The sequence below is a fragment of the Burkholderia sp. BCC1638 genome (assembly GCF_902833195.1).
Taxonomy (GTDB): domain Bacteria; phylum Pseudomonadota; class Gammaproteobacteria; order Burkholderiales; family Burkholderiaceae; genus Burkholderia; species Burkholderia diffusa.
The window spans coordinates 118889-143253 of the sequence record NZ_CADFEC010000002.1 but is presented as its reverse complement, the minus strand read 5'-3'; the positions used below and the strand labels follow the sequence as shown (position 1 = coordinate 143253).

Below are 24365 nucleotides of genomic sequence, written 5' to 3'. Positions count from 1 at the left end.
AGGGTCGGGACGAAAACGGCGCGCACGATCGTGGCGCGCCGCACGGATTCACCATCGTAAAATAGATTCCCTCCATCGTCACTACAACGGCAGACACCCCATGAAACTTGCATCGCTGAAGGACGGCACGCGCGACGGCCAGCTGATCGTCGTGTCGCGCGACCTGCACACCGCGGCGATCGCCGATGCGATCGCACCGACGCTGCAGCGCGTCCTCGACGACTGGGCGTTCTACGCGCCGCAACTGCGCGATCTGTACGACGCGCTGAACCACGGCCGCGCGCGCAACGCGTTCGCGTTCGACCCGGCGAACTGCATGGCGCCGCTGCCGCGCGCGTTCCAGTGGGCCGACGGCTCCGCGTACGTGAACCACGTCGAGCTCGTGCGCCGCGCGCGCGGCGCCGAGATGCCGCCGGAGTTCTGGACCGATCCGCTTATGTACCAGGGCGGCAGCGACGATTTCCTCGGCGCGCGCGACGACATTGTGTGCCCGTCCGAGGAATGGGGCATCGACTTCGAGGCCGAGGTCGCGGTGATCACCGGCGACGTGCCGATGAGCGCATCACCCGACGACGCGCTGAAGGCCGTGCGGCTCGTCACGCTCGTGAACGACGTGTCGCTGCGCAACCTGATTCCGGCCGAACTCGCGAAGGGCTTCGGTTTCTTCCAGAGCAAGCCGGCCACCGCGTTCGCACCGGTCGCGGTGACGCTCGACGAGCTCGGCGACGAATGGCGCGAAGGCCGCGTGCACCGGCCGATGATCGTCCACTGGAACGGCAGGAAGGTCGGCCAGCCCGACGCGGGCACCGACATGGTGTTCCACTTCGGCCAGCTGATCGCGCATGCGGCGAAGACGCGCAACCTGCGTGCCGGCTCGATCGTCGGCTCGGGCACGGTGTCGAACAAGGACGCGAAGCGCGGCTACTGCTGCATCGCCGAGAAGCGCTGCCTCGAGACGATCGAGCACGGCGCGCCGCAGACCGAATTCATGCGCTACGGCGATACCGTGCGCATCGAGATGTTCGACGCGGCCGGCAAATCGATCTTCGGTGCGATCGAGCAGTCGGTCGCACCGCCCGACGGCGCGGCCTGACGTCTGCGCGAAACCCGGCGCGAAGCCCGGCGCCGGCCCGCGCGCCGGGTTTCGCCTGATGTTTGCCCGCGCGGGCTTGGCTACACTCGATTCAGGCGTTTCAGCATTTTCAAGAACCCGGGAGCTGCGCATGACCGATCTCGCCGCGTACGGCGGTTACGAAGCATTGAAGGTGACGCGCCGCGATCATGGCGTGCTGGACATCGTGATGAGCGGCGAAGGCGCGAACCGCAGCGGCCTCGCGACCGCGAACGAGCGCATGCATCGCGAACTCGCCGACATCTGGCGCGACGTCGACCGCGATCCCGACACGCGCGTCGCGGTGATCCGCGGCGAGGGCAAGGGCTTTTCGGCGGGCGGCGATCTCGCGCTCGTCGAGGCGATGGCGAACGACTTCGACGTGCGCGCCCGCGTGTGGCGCGAGGCGCGCGACCTCGTCTACAACGTGATCAATTGCAGCAAGCCGATCGTGTCCGCGATGCACGGCCCGGCCGTCGGCGCGGGGCTCGTCGCCGGGCTGCTCGCCGACATCTCGATCGCCGCGAAGGATGCGCGCATCATCGACGGCCATACGCGGCTCGGTGTCGCGGCCGGCGATCACGCGGCGATCGTGTGGCCGCTGTTGTGCGGGATGGCGAAGGCGAAGTATTACCTGTTGCTGTGCGAACCGGTGAGCGGCGAGGAGGCCGAGCGGATCGGCCTCGTGTCGCTCGCGGTCGAGCCGGCCGACCTGCTGCCGAAGGCGTACGAGGTCGCTGAGCGGCTCGCGCACGGGTCGCAGTCGGCGATCCGCTGGACCAAGTACGCGCTGAACAACTGGCTGCGCAGCGCCGGGCCGACCTTCGATACGTCGCTCGCGCTCGAATTCATGGGCTTCTCGGGGCCCGACGTGCAGGAAGGCATCCGCTCGCTGCGCGAGCGGCGCCCGCCCGATTTCCCCGGCGACGCACCGTTCTGACGCGCGTTATGATCGGATCAAGGGCGGCCGCGCGACTCGTGCCGGCCGCATCGCCCACCCAGTCAACCAGGATGCCCGTATGACGACCGATGCCTCCGGCTCCAATCCTTTCGCCGGCTTTGCCGGTTTCAAGCCTGCCGACATGCTCGACCGGATGTGGGACATGATGCGGATGTCGCCGTTCGGCGGCATGGCGTCGTTTCCCGGCGCCGCGTCGGGGCTGCCGCCGTCGCTGTCGAGCATGTCCGACATGATGGCGCCGCTCACGAGCGTCGAGGAGCTCGACAAGCGGATCACCGATCTGCGCGCGGTCGAGCAGTGGCTCAAGCTCAATCTCGGCATGCTGCAGTCCGCGATCCAGGCGCTCGAGGTGCAGCGCGCGACGCTCGCGACGCTGCGCGCGTTCGGCGCGTTCGCGCAAAGCTCGATGTCGGCGGCCGAGGAGGCGGCGGCCGCGGCCGCGCAAGCGGCGTCCGCGCCGCGAGCACCGGATACCGCTGCCGCGGCTGACGAACCGCCCGCAGGCGACGCCGCGCAGCAGGCGTTCGATCCGGCCGGCTGGTGGAACCTGCTGCAGGCGCAGTTCAACCAGCTCGCGAGCCTCGCGATGACGCAGCCGGGCGCGCAGCCCGCGGAGGCGGGCGCCGCGCCGTCCGGGCAGGCCGCATCGACGGCGCGGGCGGAGCAGCCCGCACCGGCCGCGGCCGCCGCGCCGCGCAAGCCGGCCGCGAAGCGTGCGAAGCCGGCCGGCTCGGCCGCGGCGCGCGCGGCGGCCGCCTCGTCGCCCGAAACGCGTCCGCCGAAGCGCTCGACGTGACGCCAACCGGATAGCAGGTCGATCATGCGGCTCGCGCTCGTGCTGATGGGAGGCGGCGCACGTGCCGCCTATCAGGTCGGCGTGCTGAAGGCGCTGGCCGAGATCGCGCGCGAGGCCGATCCGAACCGGCACACCGTGCCGTTCACGGTTGTCTGCGGCTCGTCGGCCGGCGCGATCAACGCGACGTCGATCGCGAGCCACGCGGACGACTTTTCGCATGGCGTGCGTCGTCTGCTCGAATTCTGGGAACCGCTGCGCGCGGACTACGTGTATCGCACCGACTGGCTCGGCATCGCGGCGGCGGGCGCACGCTGGCTCGCGACGATGACCTTCGGCTGGGCGGCGCGCCGCTCGCCGCGCGGGCTACTCGACAACGCGCCGCTCGCACATCTGCTGCAGCGCGAGCTGAGCTTTCACCGGATCGAGCAGATGCTCGAGAGCAGGCTGCTGCACGCGCTCTCGATAACGGCGCTCAGCTATTCGAGCGGCCGGCACCTGACGTTCTACCAGGCCGCCGAGCCGATCCAGGCATGGCGGCGCGCGCAGCGCACCGCGCGGCTCGTCGATCTGTCGGCGTCGCACCTGCTCGCGTCGTCGGCCATTCCGTTCGTGTTTCCGGCCGTGCCGCTCGTGCTCGACGGCCAGATCGAATATTTCGGCGACGGCTCGATCCGGCAGGTCGCGCCGCTGTCGCCGGCGATCCACTTCGGCGCGAACCGGATCGTCGTCGTCGGCGCGGCCGACCCGCGGCCGGAGATTCCGGCCGCGAACGGCTCCGGACGGGTGCGCGGTTACCCGACGCTCGCGCAGATCGGCCAGCAGGTGCTCGCGAGCGTGTTTCTCGACTCGATCGGCTCGGACATCGAGCGGATCGAGCACATCAATCAGATGATCGAGCACTTGCCGCACCAGGTCGAAGTGGACAGCGGCTGGCGGCACGTCGACGTGCTCGCGATCGCACCGTCCGAGCGCATCGAGCTGATCGCCGCGAAGCACCTGAAGCAGATGCCGGCGACGATGCGCGGGCTGCTCGGCGCGATCGGCGGCAGCCAGCCGGCCGGCGCATCGTTCGCGAGCTACCTGCTGTTCGAGGAGGCCTTCACGCGCGAGCTGATCGAACTCGGCTATCGCGACGGGCGCGCGCAGCGCGACACGCTGGCGAACTGGATCGCGGGGGCCGACGGCGGCAGCGGGCCGGCATCCGGCCTGCCGCCGGAGAGCGGCCGCGCGACCGGCGAAATACGGGTCTGATACGCGCGGAGCGGGGCCGAAACGGACGAAACTTACATATCGGTTGCGTTTTCGCGACGGCCGCCCGCGACCGATCGCCGCACCGACGTTGGCGGCGCGCGACCGGTTCCACGTCTCGGAACCGTCATGCGCGCGTGCTATCATGGCCGCCGCCGTATACACCATATCGAGCAGCCCGCCGGTCCGGCGGTCGCACGGGAACCCGTCCGGGAACCGCGTGGCGCCGGGCGGGCTCGCCACCGAGCCGGCCTGCGCCGGCCCCCACATCAGGCACGCGCGGCCGGTTCCGTTCGAGCAGAGCGGGGCCGCGGCGTGCTGCAAGGCGGCGGCGCGGCCGCCCGGTTGCCGGACGCGGAAACTGCGTCGGGGGGCTGGATACACGCGTAAAATTAGAGTCTTGGCTGCAAAAGGCGCGCTCGCGCGCCCACGCGGCAACAGTCACGTTTAGAGAAGTCGCATTGCGCAGAACAGGGGTGGGACCATCATGAACACCATGCTTTATCCGGAACTTTACAGGTCGCTCGAAGCTGTCCGCTGGGACATGGAGAAGGACATTCCGTGGGACAAGTTCGACGCTTCGCTGCTCACCGACGAGCAGGCGAAGACGATCAAGATGAACGCGATCACCGAATGGTCGGCGCTGCCCGCGACGGAGATGTTCCTGCGCGACAACCAGCACGACAGCGACTTTTCCGCGTTCATGAGCGTGTGGTTCTTCGAGGAGCAGAAGCATTCGCTCGTGCTGATGGAATACCTGCGCCGCTTCCGGCCGGAAATGGTGCCGACCGAAGAGGAACTGCACGCGGTGCGATTCGAGTTCGATCCGGCGCCGCCGCTCGAGACGCTGATGCTGCATTTCTGCGGCGAGATCCGCCTGAACCACTGGTATCGCTGCGCGGCCGACTGGCACACCGAGCCCGTCATCAAGCACATCTACGAAACGATTTCGCGCGATGAAGCGCGCCATGGCGGCGCATACCTGCGCTACATGAAGAAGGCGCTGAACAATTGCGGCGACGTCGCGCGCGCGGCGTTCGCGAAAATCGGCGTGCTGATGGCGTCGGCGCGCCGCACCGAGAAGCCGCTGCACCCGACCAACCTGCACGTGAACCAGGCGCTGTTTCCGCGCGACACCGTGCAGTCGCGCCTGCCCGATCCGGAATGGCTCGAGCGCTGGCTCGACGAGCAGATCCGCTTCGACGGCGAGTGGGAAAAGAAGGTCGTCGAACGGATCCTGCACAACCTGTCGATCCTGTTCGAGCGCACGTTCGCGACCGCCCAGGAGCTGAATCGCTACCGCAAGGAAGTCACCGGCCGCCTGCAGTCCGAAAGCGGCCCGTCGTCGGCCGCGCAACCGGCCTGAGGCCGCGCGGCATCTCGCAGCCGGCGTGAAGCGCCCGGTCGCGATCGCCGCAGTGTATTCCCGCATGAAGCCCGCCCGGCCATCCGGCGGGCTTTTTATCTGGCGCCGCCGTGTTCCGTCGCGACGTGCACCGCGCGCCGCTCACGCCATCCGAAATTCATCATGTCCGCTACCTTCGAACGCAAGCTGATCACCCGCGACGCCCTCGTTGCCCTGCGCGCTTCGCTGCCTTCGCCCGTCGTGTTCACGAACGGCGTGTTCGACATCCTGCACCGTGGCCACGTCACGTATCTCGCCGATGCGAAGGCGCTCGGCGCGTGCCTGATCGTCGGCGTGAACAGCGATGCGTCGGTGCGCATGCTCGGCAAGGGCGACGACCGTCCGATCAACCGCGAGGAAGACCGGATGGCGCTGCTCGCGGCGCTGGAAAGCGTCGACTGGGTCGTGAAGTTCGAGGAAAAGACGCCGGTGTCGCTGATCGAGGCCGTCCGTCCGGACATTCTGGTGAAGGGCGGCGACTACGACATGGACGCGCTGCCGGAATCGGCCATCGTGCGCGGCTGGGGCGGGCGTGCGCTCGCGATTCCGTTCGAGCACGACCGCTCGACCACCGCGCTGCTGAAGAAGGTGCGCGCGCAGCAGTCCTGATCCGGTGCCGCGCCGTCAGGGCGCGGATGCCGCGAGCGGCTCCGCCGTCACGGCCGGCGCGCCGATCGGACCGCCGATCACGGGCTGATCGCTCGCTTGCGCGAGCGGCATCGCATGCAACGCATCGGGCCGAACCTGCCGGGACAGCACGCCCGGTTCGCGCGGGCCGGCCGCCGGAAGCGGCCCGAACACGCCGCGCACGGCGACGAACGCAAGCAGGTTCGCGAGAATGAGAACAGCGATCAGCCAGCGCAGCATCGTCGACACTCCTCGTCGTTGTTCAGTCGTTCAACCGTTTGCTCGGGCCGCATGCACGTGCGGCCGGCTGTCTGCACGGGCGCACGCGCCGGCGCCCGTTTTCCATCCCCACCGTGACGAAGCCCGCACTCGGGCCTGCGTCGACACGGCCGGCGCGATGCCGACCGGTTTCCGTCAATTCCGCGCCGCCGCGTCCGCGGCGATCAACGCAAGCCCCGACAGGATCAGCGCGTCGTGCCGCGTATGCGGCAGCGTCAGCGCGCGCGCGACATCGTCCGCCGCGCCGCCTGCCAGCACGAGCCGCACGGGTGCCTGCCACGCATCGGCGAGATCGCGCCATGCGCGCTCGATCAGCCCCGCCTGCGCGTACAGGCAGCCCGCCGACAGCGAGCGCGGCGTATCGACCTGGAACGGCTCGGCCTGCGCGCCCGCGAGCAGCCCGCTTGCGATGTCGGTGGTCAGCGTCGGCAGCTGCGCGGTGTGCGTGCCGAGCGCGCGCATCATCAGTGCCCAGCCCGGCGCGATCAGCCCGCCGGTGAAACGACCGTCCGCGCGCAGCGCTTCGAGCGTCGTCGCCGTGCCGAACGTCGCGATCAGCAGATGCTCGCCCGGAAACGCCGCCCGTGCGCCGATCAGGCCGGCCCAGCGATCGCTGCCGAGCTGCTCGGGCGTCGTATAGCCGTTCGTCACGCCGCATTGCGCGGGCCGCGAGCGGATCGTCGTGCGCGCCAGGCCCGGCCAACGGGCGTCGAGCAGCGCGTCGAGCCGCGCGGCCACGTCGGCGCCCGCGACGTTCGAGATCCATGCGCCATGCGGACGCGGCAGGGCCGACCAGTCGGGATCGGCACCGCCGTCGCGCGTATGGCCGAACGCGCCGGTGTCGACGAGCGTGCGCTGCGCGTCGGCGAGCGCCCACTTGATCCGGCTGTTGCCGGCGTCGATCAGCAGATGCGGTTCGTTCATTGCGCTTCGCGCAGCGATATGTCGCCGGCCGCGATCGCCTGGATGCCGTCGGGCGTGTCGAGCAGCAGCTGGCCGGTCGCGTCGATGCCCGTCGCGATGCCGCGTACGCGTTCGACGCCCTGTTCGAGCAGCACGACTTCGCGTCCCGCGTATGCGTGCAGCGCGTGCCAGCGCGGCAGGAACGGCGCGAGCCCGTCGGTGCCGAACTGCGCGAGTGCGGGCGTGAGCGCGTTCAGCGCCGCGGCGAGCGTATCGGTGAGGTTCGCCGACGCGCACGCGGCCGACAGCGCCGCCGGCGGCAGCCCGCTCGCGAGCGTCGCTTCGCGCGCACGCAGCGCATCGACCTGCGCGGCGACGGCTTCCGCGCCGCGCACGTTGATGCCGAAGCCGATCACGACGGCGGTCGCGTCGGCGGTGGTCCAGACGGTTTCGATCAGGATCCCGGCAAGCTTGCCGACGATGCGCGACGTGCCGTCGTCGGCGGTCGTCAGCAGCAGGTCGTTCGGCCATTTGAGCGCGACGCGCGTGCGGGCGTCGAGCGGCAGCGTGGCGATCCCTTCCGCGAGCGCGACGCCGATCGCGATGCTGAGGCCGCCGAGCGCGTCGACGGGGCGCGGCACGATGCAGCCGACCGAGCACAGCAGCGCGTTGCCGGGCTGCGCGAACCAGGGACGGCCTTGCCGGCCGCGGCCCGCCGTCTGCTCGAACGCGACGCGCACGAGCGGCGCGGGCAGCGCGTTCGCGGTGCGCGGCAGCGCCTTGAGGCGCGTCGCGACGTCGGCGTTGGTCGAGCCGGTGGCGGCGACGATGTCGAGCGGCCACGCGCGCGGCGCGGCGTCCAGGTGCGCCTCGAGCCGGTTGCGCGCGATGTGCGCGTCGCCGGAATCGGGCGTGTCGGAGGAGGTGGGGGCGTTCATGGCGCCTATTGTAGCGACAGGGGGCCGTGCGTGACGGGCGGCGCGCACGACGGGCGGGGCCGGGGCGGCGGCCCGCACGCGACCTGTGCAAAGCCGGCGCCCGCGCGGCTTGGTGCTTCTCGATCTGCACCAGCGCCTTGACGCCGTCTTCGGACGTTTTCGCGGGCAAGCAGCGTCCTGCCCTTCAGGGCCGGGGTCTCGGCAGGCCGATACGAGGATCGGCCCGCCGCGCTTCGATTCCCGTTGCGGGTGGTCGATGCGCGGGGCGTCAGCTCGCTCCGTCGCCGCGTTCGTGCCCGCGCGGCCGACGCACCGTCACGGCGCGACGACCGGATGCTTCAACGCATGCGCGGTCTCGATCCACTGCGCATGGAATTCGTCCGCGTCGGGCTTGAGCCCCAGCTCGCCGTTGCGATAGGCCATCGCGAGCGTTTGCACGGCTTCCGGCAGCTCGTGTTCCGCCGCACGGCGATACAGCGCGAGCGCGCGCGCTTCGTCGCGCGGCACGCCGCTGCCTTCGCGGTACGCGTTCGCAAGCATGAAATCCGCGACCGGGATGTCCGCGCGCGACGCGATCTCGAACCAGTGCGCGGCCTGCACCGGGTCGGCTGCGATGCCGTAGCCGCTGCGATAGATCAGCCCGAGGTAATACGCGGCGGCCGGATCGCCGTGGCCGGCCGCTTCGCCGAGCAGCGTGCGCGCGCGTGCGTAGTCTTTCGGGAGGTCGCCGCTGCCGAGCAGCAGCGCCTTGCCGAGCGCCAGCTGCGCACGCCGCGCGGCCGGCGTGTCGGCTTTCGTGTCTGCTTGCGCGGCGGTTTCGAGCCAGCCGCGCCCTTCGTCGCGCAGCCCCGGCTCGCGCGCATCGACGAGCGCGATGCCGAGCGCCGCCTGCGCGTCGCCCGAGCCGCGCCGCGCGAGGGTGCGCAATTGCGCGAGAGCGTGCGGCTCGACGGCCTGCGCGACCATCGCCTGCCATTCGTCGAGCTGCGCGGCGCTCGGCGCGGGGCCGGCGGCGCGCCAGCCCGTCGCCGCGACGACGGCCGCAACGGTCACGGCCGCCGCCGCGAGCAGCGCGGCCGGCGGGAGTTTCGCGCGCAGCAGGCGCCGCGCGGCGGCGGCGAAGCCGGCCTCGGCAGGCCGCATCGTCCGGATCGGTTGCATCGCAGGTCTCGTGGTCATTGCGTGAGGTCGATCTCGTAGATGGCGAGGTTCTTGCCCGAGCCGTCGTCGGCCGCGACCTGCGTGAGGCCGGTCAGGCCGGCTGCCGCCGCGTCGCCGAGCCGGTTCGGCGCGGACGTGAACTGCACGTGCGCGACCGAGCTCGCCAGCTTCGTGAAGCGCCAGCTGCGCTGCGCGCCGTCCGCCGCGCGCGTGATCGCGCCGCGCTTCTTGATGAACGCGATCAGCACGTCGCGGTTCGCGTCGGGCGACGCGAAGATCGTCTTGCTGCCGTCGAGGCCCGGGAAGTTGCCGCCGCCGCTCGCGCGGTAGTTGTTGGTCGCGACGATGAACTGCGCGTTCGGGTCGATCGGCGCGCCCTTGTACGTCAGGTTCCTGATCCGGCTGCCGACCGGCTGCGTGACGTCGATTTCGTACGCCAGATCCGCGGACGTGAACATGTCGAAGTTGTAGCCGGGGAAGCTGCTGACGAGTGGCTGCACGGTCGCCTTGGTCGGATCGATCGTGTTGAAGCGCTTCGCGGCCGTCTCGAGCCAGTTCTTCACGTCGCTGCCGCTCACCTTCACCGCGTACACGGTGTTCGGATACAGGTACAGGTCGGCCGCGTTGTTGATCGCGAGCGCGCCGGGCGCGACGTCGGTGTAGTCACTGCCGCCGCCGAAGCCGCTCTTGAACGGCGCGCTGACCGACAGCACCGGCAGCGACGCGTATTGCGGCAGGTTCGCCTGCACGTAGGTTTTCACGTAATCGGCCTGCGCCTCGTTGACGATCTGGATCGCGCCCGGATCGCCGACGTCCGCGAAGTACGAGTTCATCCGGTAGTCGGTCGAGCCGATCGGCGTCTTCACGTAGTCGATCGTCGCCTGGTGCTCGGCCGCGATCGCGGCGGACACCGACGGATCGGCGTCGACGTAGCTCTTGTCCGCGTTCTGGATCGGCCGCGCCTCGACGGTCGTCAGCGACTTGTCGACGCTCCACGTCTTGCCGTCGAACTTCAGGCCGAGCTTGATCACGCCGAGATGCTTGCCCCAGTAGTTGGCCATCACGGTCGGCACGCCGTTGACGGTGCCCTTCGCCTTGTCGACGCCCGGCAGGTTGAACTGCGCCACGGTGCTGTTCGCGTCCGGGAACACCTGGTGCGAGTGGCCGATCAGCATCGCGTCGATGCCGGGCACCGTCGACAGCCACCAGCTGCCGTTTTCCATGGTCGGCGAATACGCGGCATTGTCGAGGCCGCCGTGCGAGATCGCGACGACGAGATCGGCGCCCTTCGCGCGCATCTCCGGAATGTACTTCTCGGCCGCTTCCTTCAGGCCGGTCGTGTAGACCTTGCCGTCGAGCCAGCGCTTGTCCCAGCTCATGATCGCGGGCGGCGTGAAGCCGATGATGCCGATCTTCACCGGCGCGCTGACGGTCTTGCCGTCGGGCGCGACGGCCGTCACGGTGCGGGTCAGGATCGTGTACGGCGTGAACAGCGGCGCGTTGGTCCGCGCGCTGATCACGTTCGCGAGCACCTGCGGGAAGTTCGGGCCCGCGCACTTCTTCTGCTGCGCGGGGGCCGGCAGCCCGTCGACGTCGAACGTGTTGCCGGTCACCTGCGACAGGTACGGCAGCCCGTAGTTGAACTCATGGTTGCCGATCCCGCCGCCGTCGAACTTCGCCGCGTTCATCACCTTGTAGATCGCGAGCGTCTGGTCGCAGCCGATCGGGTTCACGAGCGCCTGGTAATCCGACAGCGCGGTGCCCTGGATCGTGTCGCCGTTGTCGAGCAGCAACGTGTTCGGATACTGCGCGCGCGCCTGCGCGATCAGCGTCGACACGCGCTCGAAGCCGAGCGATTTGTCGGCGGCGAGCTTGAAATAGTCGTACGACAGCACGTTGGTGTGCAGGTCGGTCGTTTCGAGCAGCGCGAGCGTGGCCGTCGTGCCGGCGGGCGCCTGCGTCTGCGACGACGGCGGAGCGGTGACGTCGTCGCCGCCGCAACCGGCGAGGGCGAAGGCGAGGCTGGCGAGCGCGGCGGCGGCGGTCACGCGGCGGCGGGAAAGCGGGGGGAGACGCATCGATTGTCCTGTTTGGTGTTCTGTTCTATGAATCGCGAGGAGCGCAGCGAAATGGCGGCGCGGGCGCCGACGGCCTGACGTGCGGCGCGTGAGAGTATCGAAAGGAAACGTGACGGAAGAATGAAAGGTCGCGTGCCCGGCACGCCGTTGCGGCGGCGAACGCTGCGCCGTGGCGGGCCGGGTGCCCCTCGACGAGGCGCCTCTGGCCCGGCGTCGGCGCCGGGCGCGCCCGGCTGCGCGCCCCGGCGGCAATCCTCACGTCGCGGCGCCGGACGGTTCGATACAATGGCCGCTGTCATCCTTTTGCAAACAACCCGCCCTTGGACTTCGACACACCTCCCGGCCTGTCGGTCGACGCCGGCGGCCAGGGCCAGACGGTGCGCCTGACCGGCCAGTGGACCGCGCTCGCGCTCGCGCGCAATCGCGGCGAGGTCGCGCGCCGCGTCGCGGGCATCGCGTCCGGGCGCGTGAGCGAATGGGATCTGTCCGGCATCGAGCGGCTCGATCACGTCGGCGGCCAGGCGCTGTGGCGCGTATGGGGCCGCAAGCTGCCGGCCGGCGTCGAGCTGACCGCCACGCAGCGCACGATCTTCGAGCGGATCGAGCGTCTCGACAGCCAGCGCGAGGCACCCGAGCGCGTCGTGCGGTTCGATCCCGTCACGCGCCTCGGCCAGGCGATCTTCACGTTCGGCGAACACCTGCAGGGCGGCATCGCGATGTTCGGCCTCGTGATCCTCGACGCGCTGTCGGTGCTGCGCCGGCCGCAGACGATGCCGTGGAAGGAAACCTCGGCGAACATCTACAGCGCCGGCGCGCAGGCGCTGCCGATCACCGCGCTGGTCGCATTCCTGATCGGCATCGTGCTCAGCTATCTGTCCGCGCAGCAGCTGCAGATGTTCGGCGCGAATCGCTACATCGTGAACATCCTCGGGCTGTCGGTGATTCGCGAACTCGGGCCCGTGCTGTCGGCGATCCTCGTCGCGGGCCGCTCGGGCTCGGCGATCACCGCGCAGATCGGCGTGATGCGCGTGACCGAGGAGCTCGACGCGATGCGCGTGATGGGCATTCCGCACGGGCTGCGGCTGATCCTGCCGCGCGTGCTCGCGCTCGGCGTCGCGATGCCGCTGCTGGTGATGTGGACCAACATCGTCGCGCTGACGGGCGGCGCGCTCGCCGCGAAGTTCGTGCTCGGGATCGACGTCAACTATTTCGTGCGCTCGCTGCCGGGCGTCGTGCCGATCGCGAACCTGTACATCGGCCTCGGCAAGGGCGTCGTGTTCGGCATGCTGATCGCGCTGGTCGCGTGTCATTTCGGCTTCAGGATCAAGGCGAACTCGCAAAGCCTCGGCGAAGGCACGACGACGTCGGTCGTGTCGTCGATCACGGTCGTGATCCTCGCCGATGCGGTGTTCGCGATCCTGTTCCAGAACGTGGGGCTCGGATGAACGCGTCGAAACAACCGGCGGCTGGTGCCGCGCCGGCCGATGCCGCCAGCGCACATGCCGCGGCAGTCGGCGCGGGCACGGTCGGCACGCCGCCGGCGGCCGCGCACGGCGACGACCTCGTGATCGAGGTGCGCAACCTGACGAAGCGCTACGGGCGCAACATCATTCACCAGAAGCTCGATTTCGACGTGCGGCGCGGCGAGATCGTCGCGATCGTCGGTGGCTCGGGCTCGGGCAAGACGACGCTCGTGCGGCAGATCCTCGGCCTCGAGCGGCCGACGTCGGGCACGATCAAGGTGTTCGGCGAAGACACGTCGAAGATCGACGACGCGAGCGCGCGGATGATGCGCACGCGTTCGGGGATGCTGTTCCAGCAGGGCGCGCTGTTCTCGTCGATGACGGTGTTCGACAACGTCGCGCAGCCGCTGCGCGAGCTTGGCCGCGTACCGCCGGACCTGCTGCACGACATCGTGATGCTGAAGCTCGAGATGGTCGGGCTGCCGTGCAAGCACGCGTCGAAGATGCCGGCCGCGCTGTCGGGCGGGATGGTGAAGCGGGTCGGTATCGCGCGTGCGATCGCGCTCGAGCCCGAGCTGCTGTTCCTCGACGAGCCGACCGCCGGGCTCGACCCGCAGGCGTCCGACGAATTCGTCGAGCTGATCGCGACGCTGCACCGCACGCTCGGGCTGACCGTCGTGATGGTGACGCACGATCTCGACACGATGGTCGCGTTGTCGACGCGCGTCGCGGTGCTGGCCGATCGCAAGGTGCTTGTGGCGGCGCCGGTCGAGGAGGCCGCGAACGTCGACCATCCGTTCATCCACGAATATTTCCTGGGGCTGCGCGGGCGCCGCGCACTGCAGGCGCTGCCGCCCGAGCGGCGCGCGAAGCTGCCGAAGGCGGCCCTCGAACCGGCGCCGTCGAGCGTCGAGTTGTAAGCAAGGCAAGAAGCAAGGAACCCGCGAATGGAAAACAAATCACATGCGTTCTGGGCCGGCCTGTTCACGATCGCGCTGACGCTGGCGATCGCGGGCACCGTGTTCTGGTTCAACGTCGATCGCACCGTGCGCGTGCCGTACGACCTGCTCGCGCGCACCAACGTGACGGGCCTGTTCCCCGACGCGGCCGTGCGCTTTCGCGGCCTCGACGTCGGCAAGGTGCAGTCGATCGGCTTCGACCGCTCGCATCCGGGCCAGATCCGGATCCGGATCCTCGTCGACCACGACGCGCCGATCACGCAGTCGACCTACGGCAGCCTCGGCTTCCAGGGCGTGACGGGCATCGCGTTCGTGCAGCTCGAAGATACGGGCCGCGATCTGGCGCCGCTGCCGTCGTCGCCGAAGGCGATCGCGCAGATCCCGATGCGGCCGAGCCTGTTCGACCAGATCCAGGAGCGCGGCGACGTGTTGCTGCGGCAGCTCGAACTGGCGGCGAAAAGCGCGAACGCGCTGATGTCGCCGGAGATGCGCGAGCAGCTGCGCGCGACGGCCGAAAGCCTGCAGCACGCGGCGGACGGCGCGACGACGCTGTCGAAGCAGCTCGCGCCGGCGGTGGCCGCGCTGCCGGAAACGATGCACCAGGTCGATCGCGCGATGGCGTCGGCGAACACGCTGCTGCAGCCGAACGGGCCGCTCGTGGCGAACCTGAACAAGGCCGGCTCGGCTGCCGAGCAGGTCGGCGTCGCGCTGAACGACCTGAACGCGCGGGTCCAGTACGACACGCTGCCGCGTTTCAACGTGCTGGCCGGCAGCGTCGGCGATGCGTCGCGGCAATTGAAGGACGTCGCCGGTGAACTCGGCCGCAACCCGAGCAGTCTGTTGTTCGGTTCGCCCGGCTCCGCGCCCGGCCCCGGCGAGGCGGGCTTCGTCTGGCCGGGGGCAGGGGCCGCCGCCGGGAAATGAAGCAGATCGCCAGCCCGGGCCACGACGTCATCGAAACCGGAAACATCATGCAGGAACATGCCATGCCACGAATCCTTGATCGCGCGCTGCGTCCCGCCGCGACCGCGCTCGCGATGCTGACGCTCGTGTTCGCCGCCGGCTGCGCCGGCAACGGCGCGGCGCTGTCGAACGTCCGCTACGACCTCGGGCCGGCCGCATCGGCCGTCACGGCCGGCACGGGCCCCGCGCTGAAGGTGCTCGACGTCGCCGCGCCCGACGCGCTCGACACGGACAAGTTCGTCTACCGCCTCGCGTATGCGGATGCGCAGCGCACGGCCGTCTATCGCGACAGCCGCTGGACCGCGCCGCCCGCGCAACTGCTCACGCAGCGGCTGCGCGGCGCGCTGTCGTCGCGCGGCGCGGTGCTCGAAGGCTCCGACGGCGTGCGCGCGCCGACGCTGAAGGTCGACCTGAACGAATTCGAGCAGGTGTTCGACGGGCAGTCGCAGAGCCACGGCGCGGTCACCGCGCGCGCGACGCTGATGCAGGACGGCAAGGTGCTCGGCCAGCGCACGTTCGTCGCGCGCGCGCCGTCGAGCACGCCCGACGCGGCCGGCGGCGCGCGCGCGCTCGCGGCCGCGAGCGACGAGCTCGTGTCGCAGATCGCCGCGTGGGTCGGCGTGCAGGCGTACGCGGGCAACCCGTGACGCAGCGCGCGCAGCCGCGATGAGCGCGCCGGGCACGTCGCGCGCGTCGTCGCTGGCGCGGCAGGCGTTCGCCGCGTATGCGGCGCTCATCGTCTATGCATCGCTGTATCCGTTCGACGGCTGGGTATCGCTCGGCATCGGGCCGTTCGACTACCTGTTCGCGCCGATGCAGCGTTATGTGACCGCGTTCGACGTGGTCACCAACGTGCTCGGCTACATGCCGTTCGGCGCACTCGGCGTGCTCGCGCTGCATCCGCGCTGGCGCGGGGTGGCCGCGACGCTGATCGTGGGCGGCCTCGGCGTGCTGCTGTCGGGATCGATGGAGGCGCTGCAGACCTACCTGCCGACGCGCGTCGCGTCGAATCTCGACCTCGCGGCCAACGCGCTCGGCGCGCTGCTCGGCGCGGCGCTCGCGGCACCGGCCACCGGCGCGCTGCTCGACCGCGGCGCATTGCGCCGGCTGCGCTTCGCGTGGTTCGAGGCCGACGGCGCGACGCCGCTGCTGCTTGCCGCGCTGTGGCCGTTCGCGATCCTGTTTCCGTCGCCGTTCCTGTTCGGCATCGGCGACTGGCCGGCCGCGCTGTGGGAGCGCGCCGACGGCTCGATGCAGGACGCGCTGCTCGCATGGCTGCCGGCCGCGTGGCGCGTGAGCGAATGGCCCGAGCGCGTCGACGGCTGGCTGTCCGATTCCGCGTGGGAAGCCATGCTCGGCGGGTTGATGCTGTTCGCCGCGCTGGCGATCGCGTCGCTCGCGATGCGCGCCCGCGCGCCGCGCGTGCGGCTCCTGATCGCGTTCGTCGCCGCGACGCTTGCGCTGAAGGCGGCCGCGACCTTCATGCAGTCGAGCACCGGCCTCGTCGTCGTGTGGGCGACGCCCGGCGCGCGGCTCGGCATCGAGCTCGGCTTCGCGGCGGCGCTGCTCGCATTGCGCGTGCCGGCCGCGTGGCGCGCGCTGCTCGCGGCGCTCGCGCTGCTGGCCGGTGTGGCGCTCGTCAACCTGCTGCCCGTCAACCCGTTCTTCGACTTCACGCTGTCCGGCTGGCGGCAGGGCCGCTACGTGCACTTCAACAGCATCGCGCGCTGGCTCGCGTGGATCTGGCCCTACGCGGCGCTGATCTGGCTCGGTCAGCGGGTCGAGCACGCGTGGCTGCCGGCCGCGCGGCGGCGCTGACGCGGCGGGAGAGGTAACGGGCGGCGCGGCCGCGCCTCGCGTGGGTCGCGGGCAGCCGCGCGCGCCGGTCGCTATAATCGTCCGCACATCCGTTGCCGCGCGCAACGGCAATCGCCCCTTCTTTCCGCCCGGCGCCGCGCCGGGCCGCACGTCACCATCATGGATTCCTACTACCAGCACCACGTCTTCTTCTGCCTGAACCAGCGCGAACCGGGCGCAGAGCGTCCGAGCTGCGCGCAATGCGACGCGCAGACCATGCAGGAGTACGCGAAAAAGCGCGTGAAGGAACTCGGCCTCGCGGGGCCGGGCAAGGTGCGCATCAACAAGGCCGGTTGCCTCGACCGCTGCGAGGAAGGGCCGGTGATGGTCGTGTATCCGGAAGGCACGTGGTACACGTACGTCGATCAGGCCGACATCGACGAGATCGTCGAATCGCACCTGCGCGACGGCAAGGTCGTCGACCGCCTGAAGATCTGAGCGGGCCGGCCGAATGAACGTTCATACGCAGAAGTCGCTGATCCCCGGCCCGGTCGGGCAGATCGAAATCGCGGTCGACCTGCCCGACGCGGTGCGCGAAGGCGGCGCCGCGCCGCGCGGCATCGCGCTCGTCGCGCACCCGCATCCGCTGTTCGGCGGCACGATGGACAACAAGGTCGCGCAAACGCTCGCGCGCACGCTGGTCCAGCTTGACTACGTGGTGTACCGGTCGAATTTCCGCGGCGTCGGCGCGACCGAGGGCGTGCACGACAACGGCGTCGGCGAGGCCGACGACCTGCTCGCCGTGCTCGCGCACATGCGCGCGCAGCCCGCCTATGCGGACCTGCCGCTGGTGCTCGCAGGTTTCTCGTTCGGCACCTTCGTGCTGTCGCACGTCGCGAAGCGGTTGCGCGACGCGGGCGAGACGATCGAGCGGATGGTGTTCGTCGGCACGGCCGCGAGCCGCTGGCAGGTCGCCGACGTGCCGGAGAACACGCTCGTGATCCACGGCGAAACCGACGACACGGTGCCGATCGGATCGGTCTACGACTGGGCGCGGCCGCAGGAACTGCCGGTCGTCGTGATCCCCGGTGCCGAGCATTTCCTGCATCGCAAGCTGCACGTGCTGAAGCGCATCATCGTCGACGCGTGGCGCTGATCCGCTGAACCCGGCGTGCGGCGCCGCTGCCGCACGACCGCGATGTCGCCGCGCGCGCGACATCGCGCCGCATCGTGTCCCGACGCGATCGCACATACCCGCTCCCGCACGGCGCAACCCGGCTTGCACGGCGCCTGCGCACGCCTTTCGCGCGGCTTCGAGCACGATTCTCCACAGCGAAGCCGCGCTATCCTCCCGAAGCCTGTGTGTGGCCACCTGAGCCCTGGTTCGCGAAAACGCCGTTCGCGGCCACGTATAATGGCCGCATTTCGCGTCGCCCGCGGCCCGGCCGGGCCCATGCGGCGCTCGTTTCGCCGCCTGTCCGCCCGCTCGCGACGGCCGCGAACCGAACGCGTCCGCACGAGTCCAACCGGCGCGTTTCGCGCCGTCCGACGCAGTCGGACGAACGCCGGAACGCTCGCCGCCTTGCCGTTCAACCCCTGCGCGTTTCGCGCCGCACTTTCTGCCACCAGCCTGAATCGATCATGCGTCTGTCTCCCCAAGGCCTCAAGTCCCTCGCTTCTTCCATCGCCTTCGGCACCGCCGCGCGCAACGTCGCGCTGGGCGTGATGCTGCCCGTCGCACTCGCGTCGACGATCGTCGTCGCCGAGGCGAAGCCGGCCGCCAAGGCCAAGGCCGCGCATGCCGCGCCGGCCGCCGCCACCGAGCAGTTCACCGGCGCGCCCGCGACCTTCATGCCGGGCGCGGTGCCGCCGCCGGGCGTGAACGCGCGCTCGTGGGTGCTCGTCGATGCGACCAGCAACACCGTGCTCGCATCGGGCAACGCGGACGAACGCGTCGAGCCCGCGTCGCTGACGAAGCTGATGACGGCCTACCTGGTGTTCGAAGCGCTCGACAAGAAGAAGATCTCGATGGAGCAGATCGTCACGCCGAGCGTAGCGGTGCGCCGTGTCGGCACTGACGAGTCGCGCATGTTCATCGAGGCGAACAAGCCGGTGTCGGTGCACGACCTCGTGTACGGGATGATCATCCAGTCGGGCAACGACGCCGCGATCGCGCTGGCCGAACTGGTCGGCGGCAGCGAAGGGCAGTTCGTCACGCTGATGAACGACGAGGCGGCGCGCCTCGGCATGAAGGGCACGCACTTCGCCGACGTGAACGGCATGCCCGACCCGAACCACTACACGACGGCCGGCGACCTCGCGAAGCTGTCCGCGCACCTGATCCGCGATTTTCCGCAGTACTACAGCATCTTCTCGGAGAAGGAATTCAAGTACAACAACATCCGCCAGGGCAACCGCAACCGCCTGCTGTGGCTGGATCCGACGGTCGACGGCCTGAAGACGGGCCATACGCAAGCGGCCGGCTATTGCCTGATCGCGTCGGCCAAGCGCGCGATCCCGGGTGTCGACAGCCAGCGCCGTCTCGTGTCGGTGATGATGGGCGAGCAGAAGGAAAGCGAGCGCACGCAGGACAGCATGAAGATGCTGAACTACGGCTATAGCGCGTTCGACGCGGTGCGCCTGTTCAAGGGTGGTCAGGCGATGTCGACGCCGCGCATCTACAAGGGCAAGGAAAACACCGTGCAGGTCGGCGTGAAGGGCGACCAGTGGGTGACCGTGCCGCGCGGCCTGGGCGACAAGGTCAAGCCGGAAGTCGAGGTCAACGCGCCGCTGATCGCGCCGCTCGCGGAAGGCCAGCAGGTCGGTACCGTGAAGATCGTCGCCGACGGCAAGACGCTGTCGGAGTTCCCGGTCGTCGCGCTGCAGGCGGTGCCGGAAGCGGGTATCTTCGGTCGTATCTGGGACTCGATCCTGCTGATGTTCAGCAAGAAGAAGTAAGCACGACGGGCCTTTGTTTTCACGACTTCATCCCCATCTGGTATAGCCATGAGCCAAGCCGAATTCGAACCGATCGTCTACCTCAGCGTGTCGTCGCAGGAGGAGCTGGTGCCGCTGTCGCAAGCCCGGGTCCCGGTGCTCGACCGCGGGTTCATCTTCGGCGATGGCGTGTATGAAGTCGTCCCCGTTTATGCGCACGACGGCGCGCACGTGCCGTTCCGGATCGAACAGCATCTGGAGCGGCTCGCGCGCAGCCTGAAGAAGATCGGCATCGACGATCCGCATGACGCGGCCGGCTGGCGCGCGCTGATCGAGCGCGTGGTCGCCGCGAACGCGGAAGGCCTCGGCGACGGCAATGCGCTCGTCTACCTGCAGGTGACGCGCGGCGTCGCGAAGCGCGGCCATGCGTTCCCGGCGAACGCGGTGCCGACGGTGTTCGCGATGACGAGCCCGCTGCGCCTGCCGTCGGACGAGGAGCGCGCGCGGGGCGTGCGCTGCGTGACGGCCGAGGATCGTCGCTGGCTGCATTGCGACATCAAGTCGATTTCGCTGCTTGGCAACGTGCTGATGGCGCAGCATGCGGCCGAACGCGATGCGTTCGAGACGATTCAGCTGCGCGACGACAACGTGACCGAAGGTTCGTCGTCGAACGTATGGATCGTGAAGAACGGCGAGCTGATGGCGCCGCCGCGCAGCAACAGGATCCTCGAAGGGATCCGCTACGCGCTGGTCGAGCAGCTGGCCGAGGAATGCGGCATTCGGTTCGTCGCGCGCGAAATCAGCGAGGTCGAGCTGCGCTCGGCGGACGAGATCATGATCACGTCGGCCACGAAAGAGATTTTGCCCGTCACGTCGCTCGACGATCTGCCCGTGCAGGGCGGCAAGCCGGGCCCCGTGTTCGCGGCGTTGTACGACGCGTACCAGCGTGCGAAGGCACGCGAGTTTGAACAGTTTGACCTAACCCGGAGAAAATGATGAGCGAACCGACCAAAACCATCGAGGTCACCGGCGCGATCGATACCCGGAAGGAGTCGCTGCTGGAGTTTCCGTGCGATTTCCCGATCAAGATCATGGGCAAGGCGCACCCGGAATTCAAGGACACGATCTTCAAGGTCGTGGCCGTCCACGACAACGAGATCGACGTCGAGAAGATCGAGGAGCGTGCCTCGAGCGGCGGCAACTACACCGGCCTCACGATCACCGTGCGCGCGACGAGCCAGGAACAGCTCGACACCATCTATCGTGCACTGACCGGCCATCCGATGGTCAAGGTCGTGCTCTAAGCGCCGCTTTCCATCCTCCTTCCTGCGCGCACTCGGCGGGGGTCTTCCCCGCCGCGCGCCGCGCGTCCAGCTCGTCGCACAGCAGCTTGTATTCGGCGACTTCCTGAAGCAGCCACGCCCTGAACGCCTGCACGCGCGGCGTGTTCAGGAGCGGCGGCGGACACACGAAAAAATAGTGCCACGGGCTCTGCCCGTCGATGTCGAACAGGCGCACGAGGCGCCCGTCCAGCAGGTCGTGCACTGCGAGCGAGCGGCGCACCAGCGCAATGCCCTGGCCGTCGATCGCGGCCAGCAGCAGGTTCGACGAATCCTGGTACAGAATCCCCCGTTTCGGCTCGGTCAGCGTATCGAGCCCGGCCGCGTCGAACCACGGCCGCCACAGCTCGTCGTCCGAGCGCAGCAGGTTGTAGTGCACGAGATCGGCGGGCGTCCGCGGCAGGTTGCCGCCGTTCAGCGTCGGCGAGCACGCCGGAAAGAACACCTCCTCGAACAGCGGCTCGACGTGCAGCCCCGGATAGGTGCCGGAGCCGAAGCGGATCGCGAGGTCGACGTCGTCGCGCGCGAAATCGGTGAGCGAGTTGGTCGACTGCAGCTCGACGTCGATTTCCGGATGCCGCTCGATGAACGTGCCGATGCGCGGCGTGATGAAGCGCGCCGCGAACGACGACAGCATCGACACCACCAGCCGTCGCCCGCGGTCGCTTGCGCGCACCTCGCGCGTCGCGTCGGCGATCACCATCAGCGCGGTGCGGACCTGCTGCGCGTAGCGCATGCCGGCGTCGGTCAGGCACAGCCGCTTGCCGTTGCGCGTGAACAGCTGCACGCCGAGCTCCTCCTCGAGCGCGCGAACCTGGTGGCTGACCGCGCCGTGCGTGACGTACAGCTCGTCGGCGGCGCGGGAGAAATTCTCGTGGCGGGCGGCGGCTTCGAACGCGCGAATCGCGTTCAGCGCAGGCAGCTGGCGGAGGTCCATTTGCTAATTTTCCTCACATCGACGTGAAAATTGGTCGTTTTGTCGGACGCCTTGAAGTGACTACGATTGTAGCCATCGAAGCATTTATTGGCGGAGACGATCATGCAAGAAATTTCTTCAAGCATCACGTTCGAAATTCCCGCGGGCGAAACCGTGCCGATGAAGGTGCAGCGCAGCACCCGTCTGACGGTGCAGTGCGGGCCGGTGTGGGCGACGCGCAGCAACGACGTCGAAGACTACTTCCTGGTCGACGGCGAGACGCTCCGGCTGCGCCGCGGCGAGCGGCTGTGGCTCAGCGCGGAAGGCCGGCAGGGCGCGCATGTGGCGTTCTCGGTGTCGCGGCCGGCCGGGGAGATCGCGCGCGGCGCGCTCGCACGGCTGCGCGATCGCGTGAATGCGCTGCTCCACGACGGCTGGCGCACCGTCTGACGGGCCTTTCCTCCGACGGATACGCACGATCCGTCCCCTTCCGGAGCCGGCGAGACGCATGGGTTTTCGGTAAACTACCGCCCATGTCCGTCTCGCCGGTTGCCATCGTGTCCACGCCTGTCGCTGTTTCCGAATCGCCCGCCGGGTCTCCGGTTCAGCCCGTCGCGCCGGTCACCGTGCGCTGGCGCGGCAGCGAGGCCTACGAGACGAGCTTCGACGCGATGCGCGCGTTCACCGACACGCGCACGGCCGACACCGGCGACGAAATCTGGGTCGTCGAGCATCCGCCCGTCTACACGCTCGGCCAGGCCGGCGACCCGGCCCACCTGCTGGTGGCCGACAGCGGCGTGCCGCTCGTGAAGGTCGACCGCGGCGGACAAATCACCTACCACGGCCCCGGCCAGATCGTCGTCTACCTGCTGCTGGACCTGCGCCGGCGCAAGCTGATGGTGCGCACGCTCGTGACGAAGATCGAGGAAGCCGTGATCGAAACCCTCGCGGCGTATAATCTCGCTTCGGTCCGCAAGGCGGGCGCGCCGGGAATCTACGTGGCATCCGGCGTGCACGAAGGCGCGAAGATCGCGGCCCTCGGCCTGAAGATCCGCAACGGCTGCAGCTATCACGGGCTGAGCCTGAACGTGAAGATGGATCTGCGCCCGTTTCTCGCGATCAACCCGTGCGGCTATGCCGGACTGGAAACCGTCGACATGGCGAGCCTCGAGGTTGCCGCCGACTGGAACGACGTCGCCCACACGCTGGTGGGGCGTCTGATCGCCAACCTCGACGGCGAATCCGCGGCCGCCGACAAGCCGCAGGCACTGGAACATTCGAATGACTGACGTTACCGCTTCCCCCGCACCGGCCGATTCGGCCGCGACCCCTGCCTACGATCCGACCGCCAAGCAGAAGGCGCAGGCGAAGACGGCGCGCATCCCGATCAAGGTCATTCCGATCGAGAAGCTGAAGAAGCCGGAATGGATCCGCGTGAAGGCGGCCACCGGCAGTTCGCGCTTCAACGAGATCAAGACGATCCTGCGCGAGCACAACCTGCATACCGTGTGCGAGGAAGCGAGCTGCCCGAACATCGGCGAATGCTTCGGCAAGGGCACCGCGACGTTCATGATCATGGGCGACAAGTGCACGCGCCGCTGCCCGTTCTGCGACGTCGGCCACGGCCGTCCCGATCCGCTCGACGCGGACGAACCGAAGAACCTGGCCCGCACGATCGCCGCGCTGAAGCTCAAGTACGTGGTGATCACGAGCGTCGACCGCGACGACCTGCGCGACGGCGGCGCCGCTCACTTCGTCGAGTGCATCCGCGAAGTGCGCGAGCAGTCGCCGGAAACGCGCATCGAGATCCTGACGCCGGACTTCCGCGGCCGTCTCGACCGCGCGATCTCGATCCTGAACGCGGCACCGCCCGACGTGATGAACCACAACCTCGAAACGGTGCCGCGCCTGTACAAGGAAGCGCGCCCGGGTTCGGACTACGCGCACTCGCTGAAGCTGCTGAAGGACTTCAAGGCGCAGCATCCGGACGTCGCGACGAAGTCGGGCCTGATGGTCGGCCTCGGCGAGACCGAAGAGGAAATCCTGCAGGTGATGCGCGACCTGCGCGCGCACGACGTCGACATGCTGACGATCGGCCAGTACCTGCAGCCGTCCGAGCACCACCTGCCGGTGCGTGCGTACGTGCATCCGGACACGTTCAAGATGTACGAGGAAGAGGCGTACAAGATGGGCTTCACGCACGCGGCCGTCGGCGCGATGGTGCGTTCGAGCTATCACGCCGATCTGCAGGCGCACGGGGCCGGGGTGGTCTGAGCGCCGCGTTCGCGCATCAGCCTCACATCTCATGCAGTTGAAGAAGCCCGCAGCGATGCGGGCTTTTTCGTTGGTGCGGCCGCCGCCTGCGCGTTCGCACGACAATCGCCATCCGACCGGACGCGCGATCCGGTCGAACGTGGAAAGCAAAGCTGAAACGGCATCGATAGCTTCGCAGGATAAGTTCGCTCCCGCCGCGCGCAAAGCTC

General features: G+C 69.2%; 25 protein-coding genes. 19 read left to right on the top strand and 6 right to left on the bottom strand.

From position 1 onward, the window contains the following. Window positions 1-100 precede the first annotated feature (100 nt). From HWX22_RS02485 to rfaE2, 6 genes are all read left to right on the top strand, one after another. The gene (locus HWX22_RS02485; RefSeq protein ID WP_059523981.1) at window positions 101-1093 is read left to right on the top strand and encodes a fumarylacetoacetate hydrolase family protein; all 993 of its coding nucleotides are present in this window, start codon (window positions 101-103) and stop codon (window positions 1091-1093) included. 130 nt (window positions 1094-1223) lie between these two features. Then, on the top strand, window positions 1224-2051 hold the full coding sequence (locus HWX22_RS02480; protein ID WP_175909246.1) for an enoyl-CoA hydratase/isomerase family protein: 828 nt from the start codon (window positions 1224-1226) through the stop codon (window positions 2049-2051). Window positions 2052-2130: 79 nt separating this feature from the next. Then, window positions 2131-2868: a PhaM family polyhydroxyalkanoate granule multifunctional regulatory protein gene (locus HWX22_RS02475; RefSeq protein WP_175909248.1), complete on the top strand. Its 738-nt coding sequence runs from the start codon at window positions 2131-2133 to the stop codon at window positions 2866-2868. Between the two features lie 24 nt (window positions 2869-2892). Next, window positions 2893-4119, top strand: coding sequence for a patatin-like phospholipase family protein (locus HWX22_RS02470; RefSeq protein ID WP_059819850.1), 1227 nt, complete (start codon window positions 2893-2895; stop codon window positions 4117-4119). A gap of 484 nt (window positions 4120-4603) precedes the next feature. Next, window positions 4604-5482 carry a ferritin gene (locus HWX22_RS02465; RefSeq protein WP_059451551.1) on the top strand — a complete coding sequence of 293 codons (879 nt, stop codon included), beginning with the start codon at window positions 4604-4606 and terminating at the stop codon, window positions 5480-5482. Window positions 5483-5644: 162 nt separating this feature from the next. After that, complete coding sequence (gene rfaE2 / locus HWX22_RS02460; RefSeq protein ID WP_059451616.1) at window positions 5645-6130, top strand: D-glycero-beta-D-manno-heptose 1-phosphate adenylyltransferase; 486 nt, start codon at window positions 5645-5647, stop codon at window positions 6128-6130. A gap of 15 nt (window positions 6131-6145) precedes the next feature. Here rfaE2 and HWX22_RS02455 read toward each other — a convergent pair whose 3' ends face one another. The 5 genes from HWX22_RS02455 to HWX22_RS02435 all read right to left on the bottom strand — a co-directional run bounded on the left by HWX22_RS02455 (window position 6146) and on the right by HWX22_RS02435 (window position 11507). Then, window positions 6146-6388, bottom strand: a complete 243-nt coding sequence (locus HWX22_RS02455) for a hypothetical protein (RefSeq protein WP_059511893.1) — start codon at window positions 6386-6388, stop codon at window positions 6146-6148. 174 nt (window positions 6389-6562) lie between these two features. Next, window positions 6563-7351, bottom strand: a complete 789-nt coding sequence (locus HWX22_RS02450; protein WP_059523989.1) for a type III pantothenate kinase — start codon at window positions 7349-7351, stop codon at window positions 6563-6565. Further along, on the bottom strand, window positions 7348-8268 hold the full coding sequence (locus HWX22_RS02445; RefSeq protein ID WP_175914991.1) for a biotin--[acetyl-CoA-carboxylase] ligase: 921 nt from the start codon (window positions 8266-8268) through the stop codon (window positions 7348-7350). Before HWX22_RS02445 ends, HWX22_RS02450 begins: the two co-directional genes overlap by 4 nt. A 315-nt stretch (window positions 8269-8583) precedes the next feature. Beyond that, on the bottom strand, window positions 8584-9429 hold the full coding sequence (locus HWX22_RS02440) for a tetratricopeptide repeat protein (RefSeq protein WP_175914990.1): 846 nt from the start codon (window positions 9427-9429) through the stop codon (window positions 8584-8586). 14 nt (window positions 9430-9443) lie between these two features. Then, window positions 9444-11507 (bottom strand): bifunctional 2',3'-cyclic-nucleotide 2'-phosphodiesterase/3'-nucleotidase, encoded by a 2064-nt coding sequence (locus HWX22_RS02435; RefSeq protein WP_059819848.1) that lies wholly within the window; start codon window positions 11505-11507, stop codon window positions 9444-9446. 320 nt (window positions 11508-11827) lie between these two features. Between HWX22_RS02435 and HWX22_RS02430 the strand changes: the two genes are divergently transcribed. The 10 genes from HWX22_RS02430 (at window position 11828) to HWX22_RS02385 (ending at window position 20930) form a co-directional block, all read left to right on the top strand. Next, complete coding sequence (locus HWX22_RS02430) at window positions 11828-12952, top strand: ABC transporter permease (protein WP_059819847.1); 1125 nt, start codon at window positions 11828-11830, stop codon at window positions 12950-12952. Beyond that, the gene (locus HWX22_RS02425; protein ID WP_175914989.1) at window positions 12949-13890 is read left to right on the top strand and encodes an ABC transporter ATP-binding protein; all 942 of its coding nucleotides are present in this window, start codon (window positions 12949-12951) and stop codon (window positions 13888-13890) included. Before HWX22_RS02430 ends, HWX22_RS02425 begins: the two co-directional genes overlap by 4 nt. 27 nt (window positions 13891-13917) lie before the next feature. Further along, a complete protein-coding gene (locus HWX22_RS02420; RefSeq protein ID WP_175914988.1) occupies window positions 13918-14853 on the top strand; it encodes an MlaD family protein in 936 nt (311 codons plus the stop codon). A gap of 62 nt (window positions 14854-14915) precedes the next feature. Beyond that, window positions 14916-15539, top strand: a complete 624-nt coding sequence (locus HWX22_RS02415) for an ABC-type transport auxiliary lipoprotein family protein (RefSeq protein WP_059691471.1) — start codon at window positions 14916-14918, stop codon at window positions 15537-15539. A gap of 19 nt (window positions 15540-15558) precedes the next feature. Next, complete coding sequence (locus HWX22_RS02410; RefSeq protein WP_175914987.1) at window positions 15559-16710, top strand: VanZ family protein; 1152 nt, start codon at window positions 15559-15561, stop codon at window positions 16708-16710. A 159-nt stretch (window positions 16711-16869) separates the two neighbouring features. Further along, window positions 16870-17187, top strand: coding sequence for a ferredoxin (locus tag HWX22_RS02405; RefSeq protein ID WP_011694422.1), 318 nt, complete (start codon window positions 16870-16872; stop codon window positions 17185-17187). 13 nt (window positions 17188-17200) lie between these two features. Further along, on the top strand, window positions 17201-17845 hold the full coding sequence (locus HWX22_RS02400) for an alpha/beta hydrolase (protein ID WP_059691419.1): 645 nt from the start codon (window positions 17201-17203) through the stop codon (window positions 17843-17845). A gap of 485 nt (window positions 17846-18330) precedes the next feature. Continuing rightward, window positions 18331-19647: a D-alanyl-D-alanine carboxypeptidase family protein gene (locus tag HWX22_RS02395; protein WP_059703286.1), complete on the top strand. Its 1317-nt coding sequence runs from the start codon at window positions 18331-18333 to the stop codon at window positions 19645-19647. A gap of 48 nt (window positions 19648-19695) precedes the next feature. Then, the gene (locus HWX22_RS02390) at window positions 19696-20622 is read left to right on the top strand and encodes a D-amino acid aminotransferase (protein ID WP_059524008.1); all 927 of its coding nucleotides are present in this window, start codon (window positions 19696-19698) and stop codon (window positions 20620-20622) included. Further along, the gene (locus HWX22_RS02385; RefSeq protein WP_059524041.1) at window positions 20622-20930 is read left to right on the top strand and encodes a YbeD family protein; all 309 of its coding nucleotides are present in this window, start codon (window positions 20622-20624) and stop codon (window positions 20928-20930) included. Before HWX22_RS02390 ends, HWX22_RS02385 begins: the two co-directional genes overlap by 1 nt. Here HWX22_RS02385 and HWX22_RS02380 read toward each other — a convergent pair. Further along, on the bottom strand, window positions 20914-21903 hold the full coding sequence (locus HWX22_RS02380) for a transcriptional regulator GcvA (protein WP_175914986.1): 990 nt from the start codon (window positions 21901-21903) through the stop codon (window positions 20914-20916). The two genes, HWX22_RS02385 and HWX22_RS02380, sit on opposite strands and share 17 nt — an antisense overlap. 102 nt (window positions 21904-22005) lie before the next feature. On the opposite strand from HWX22_RS02380, the gene HWX22_RS02375 reads away from it, so the two are divergent. From HWX22_RS02375 to lipA, 3 genes are all read left to right on the top strand, one after another. Beyond that, the gene (locus HWX22_RS02375; RefSeq protein ID WP_059524043.1) at window positions 22006-22332 is read left to right on the top strand and encodes a DUF2917 domain-containing protein; all 327 of its coding nucleotides are present in this window, start codon (window positions 22006-22008) and stop codon (window positions 22330-22332) included. A gap of 83 nt (window positions 22333-22415) precedes the next feature. Then, complete coding sequence (lipB, locus tag HWX22_RS02370) at window positions 22416-23171, top strand: lipoyl(octanoyl) transferase LipB (RefSeq protein WP_057928547.1); 756 nt, start codon at window positions 22416-22418, stop codon at window positions 23169-23171. After that, complete coding sequence (lipA, locus tag HWX22_RS02365) at window positions 23164-24156, top strand: lipoyl synthase (protein ID WP_057928546.1); 993 nt, start codon at window positions 23164-23166, stop codon at window positions 24154-24156. Before lipB ends, lipA begins: the two co-directional genes overlap by 8 nt. Window positions 24157-24365 lie beyond the last annotated feature (209 nt).

Excerpts from the sequence above, each read along its gene's own strand:
- HWX22_RS02485 (WP_059523981.1), top strand. The coding sequence starts at position 101 with ATGAAACTTGCATCGCTGAAGGACGGCACGCGCGACGGCCAGCTGATC.
- HWX22_RS02480 (WP_175909246.1), top strand. The coding sequence starts at position 1,224 with ATGACCGATCTCGCCGCGTACGGCGGTTACGAAGCATTGAAGGTGACG.
- HWX22_RS02475 (WP_175909248.1), top strand. The coding sequence starts at position 2,131 with ATGACGACCGATGCCTCCGGCTCCAATCCTTTCGCCGGCTTTGCCGGT.
- HWX22_RS02470 (WP_059819850.1), top strand. The coding sequence starts at position 2,893 with ATGCGGCTCGCGCTCGTGCTGATGGGAGGCGGCGCACGTGCCGCCTAT.
- HWX22_RS02465 (WP_059451551.1), top strand. The coding sequence starts at position 4,604 with ATGAACACCATGCTTTATCCGGAACTTTACAGGTCGCTCGAAGCTGTC.
- rfaE2 (WP_059451616.1), top strand. The coding sequence starts at position 5,645 with ATGTCCGCTACCTTCGAACGCAAGCTGATCACCCGCGACGCCCTCGTT.
- HWX22_RS02455 (WP_059511893.1), bottom strand. The coding sequence starts at position 6,388 with ATGCTGCGCTGGCTGATCGCTGTTCTCATTCTCGCGAACCTGCTTGCG.
- HWX22_RS02450 (WP_059523989.1), bottom strand. The coding sequence starts at position 7,351 with ATGAACGAACCGCATCTGCTGATCGACGCCGGCAACAGCCGGATCAAG.
- HWX22_RS02445 (WP_175914991.1), bottom strand. The coding sequence starts at position 8,268 with ATGAACGCCCCCACCTCCTCCGACACGCCCGATTCCGGCGACGCGCAC.
- HWX22_RS02440 (WP_175914990.1), bottom strand. The coding sequence starts at position 9,429 with ATGCAACCGATCCGGACGATGCGGCCTGCCGAGGCCGGCTTCGCCGCC.
- HWX22_RS02435 (WP_059819848.1), bottom strand. The coding sequence starts at position 11,507 with ATGCGTCTCCCCCCGCTTTCCCGCCGCCGCGTGACCGCCGCCGCCGCG.
- HWX22_RS02425 (WP_175914989.1), top strand. The coding sequence starts at position 12,949 with ATGAACGCGTCGAAACAACCGGCGGCTGGTGCCGCGCCGGCCGATGCC.
- HWX22_RS02420 (WP_175914988.1), top strand. The coding sequence starts at position 13,918 with ATGGAAAACAAATCACATGCGTTCTGGGCCGGCCTGTTCACGATCGCG.
- HWX22_RS02415 (WP_059691471.1), top strand. The coding sequence starts at position 14,916 with ATGCCACGAATCCTTGATCGCGCGCTGCGTCCCGCCGCGACCGCGCTC.
- HWX22_RS02410 (WP_175914987.1), top strand. The coding sequence starts at position 15,559 with ATGAGCGCGCCGGGCACGTCGCGCGCGTCGTCGCTGGCGCGGCAGGCG.
- HWX22_RS02405 (WP_011694422.1), top strand. The coding sequence starts at position 16,870 with ATGGATTCCTACTACCAGCACCACGTCTTCTTCTGCCTGAACCAGCGC.
- HWX22_RS02400 (WP_059691419.1), top strand. The coding sequence starts at position 17,201 with ATGAACGTTCATACGCAGAAGTCGCTGATCCCCGGCCCGGTCGGGCAG.
- HWX22_RS02395 (WP_059703286.1), top strand. The coding sequence starts at position 18,331 with ATGCGTCTGTCTCCCCAAGGCCTCAAGTCCCTCGCTTCTTCCATCGCC.
- HWX22_RS02390 (WP_059524008.1), top strand. The coding sequence starts at position 19,696 with ATGAGCCAAGCCGAATTCGAACCGATCGTCTACCTCAGCGTGTCGTCG.
- HWX22_RS02385 (WP_059524041.1), top strand. The coding sequence starts at position 20,622 with ATGAGCGAACCGACCAAAACCATCGAGGTCACCGGCGCGATCGATACC.
- HWX22_RS02380 (WP_175914986.1), bottom strand. The coding sequence starts at position 21,903 with ATGGACCTCCGCCAGCTGCCTGCGCTGAACGCGATTCGCGCGTTCGAA.
- HWX22_RS02375 (WP_059524043.1), top strand. The coding sequence starts at position 22,006 with ATGCAAGAAATTTCTTCAAGCATCACGTTCGAAATTCCCGCGGGCGAA.
- lipB (WP_057928547.1), top strand. The coding sequence starts at position 22,416 with ATGTCCGTCTCGCCGGTTGCCATCGTGTCCACGCCTGTCGCTGTTTCC.
- lipA (WP_057928546.1), top strand. The coding sequence starts at position 23,164 with ATGACTGACGTTACCGCTTCCCCCGCACCGGCCGATTCGGCCGCGACC.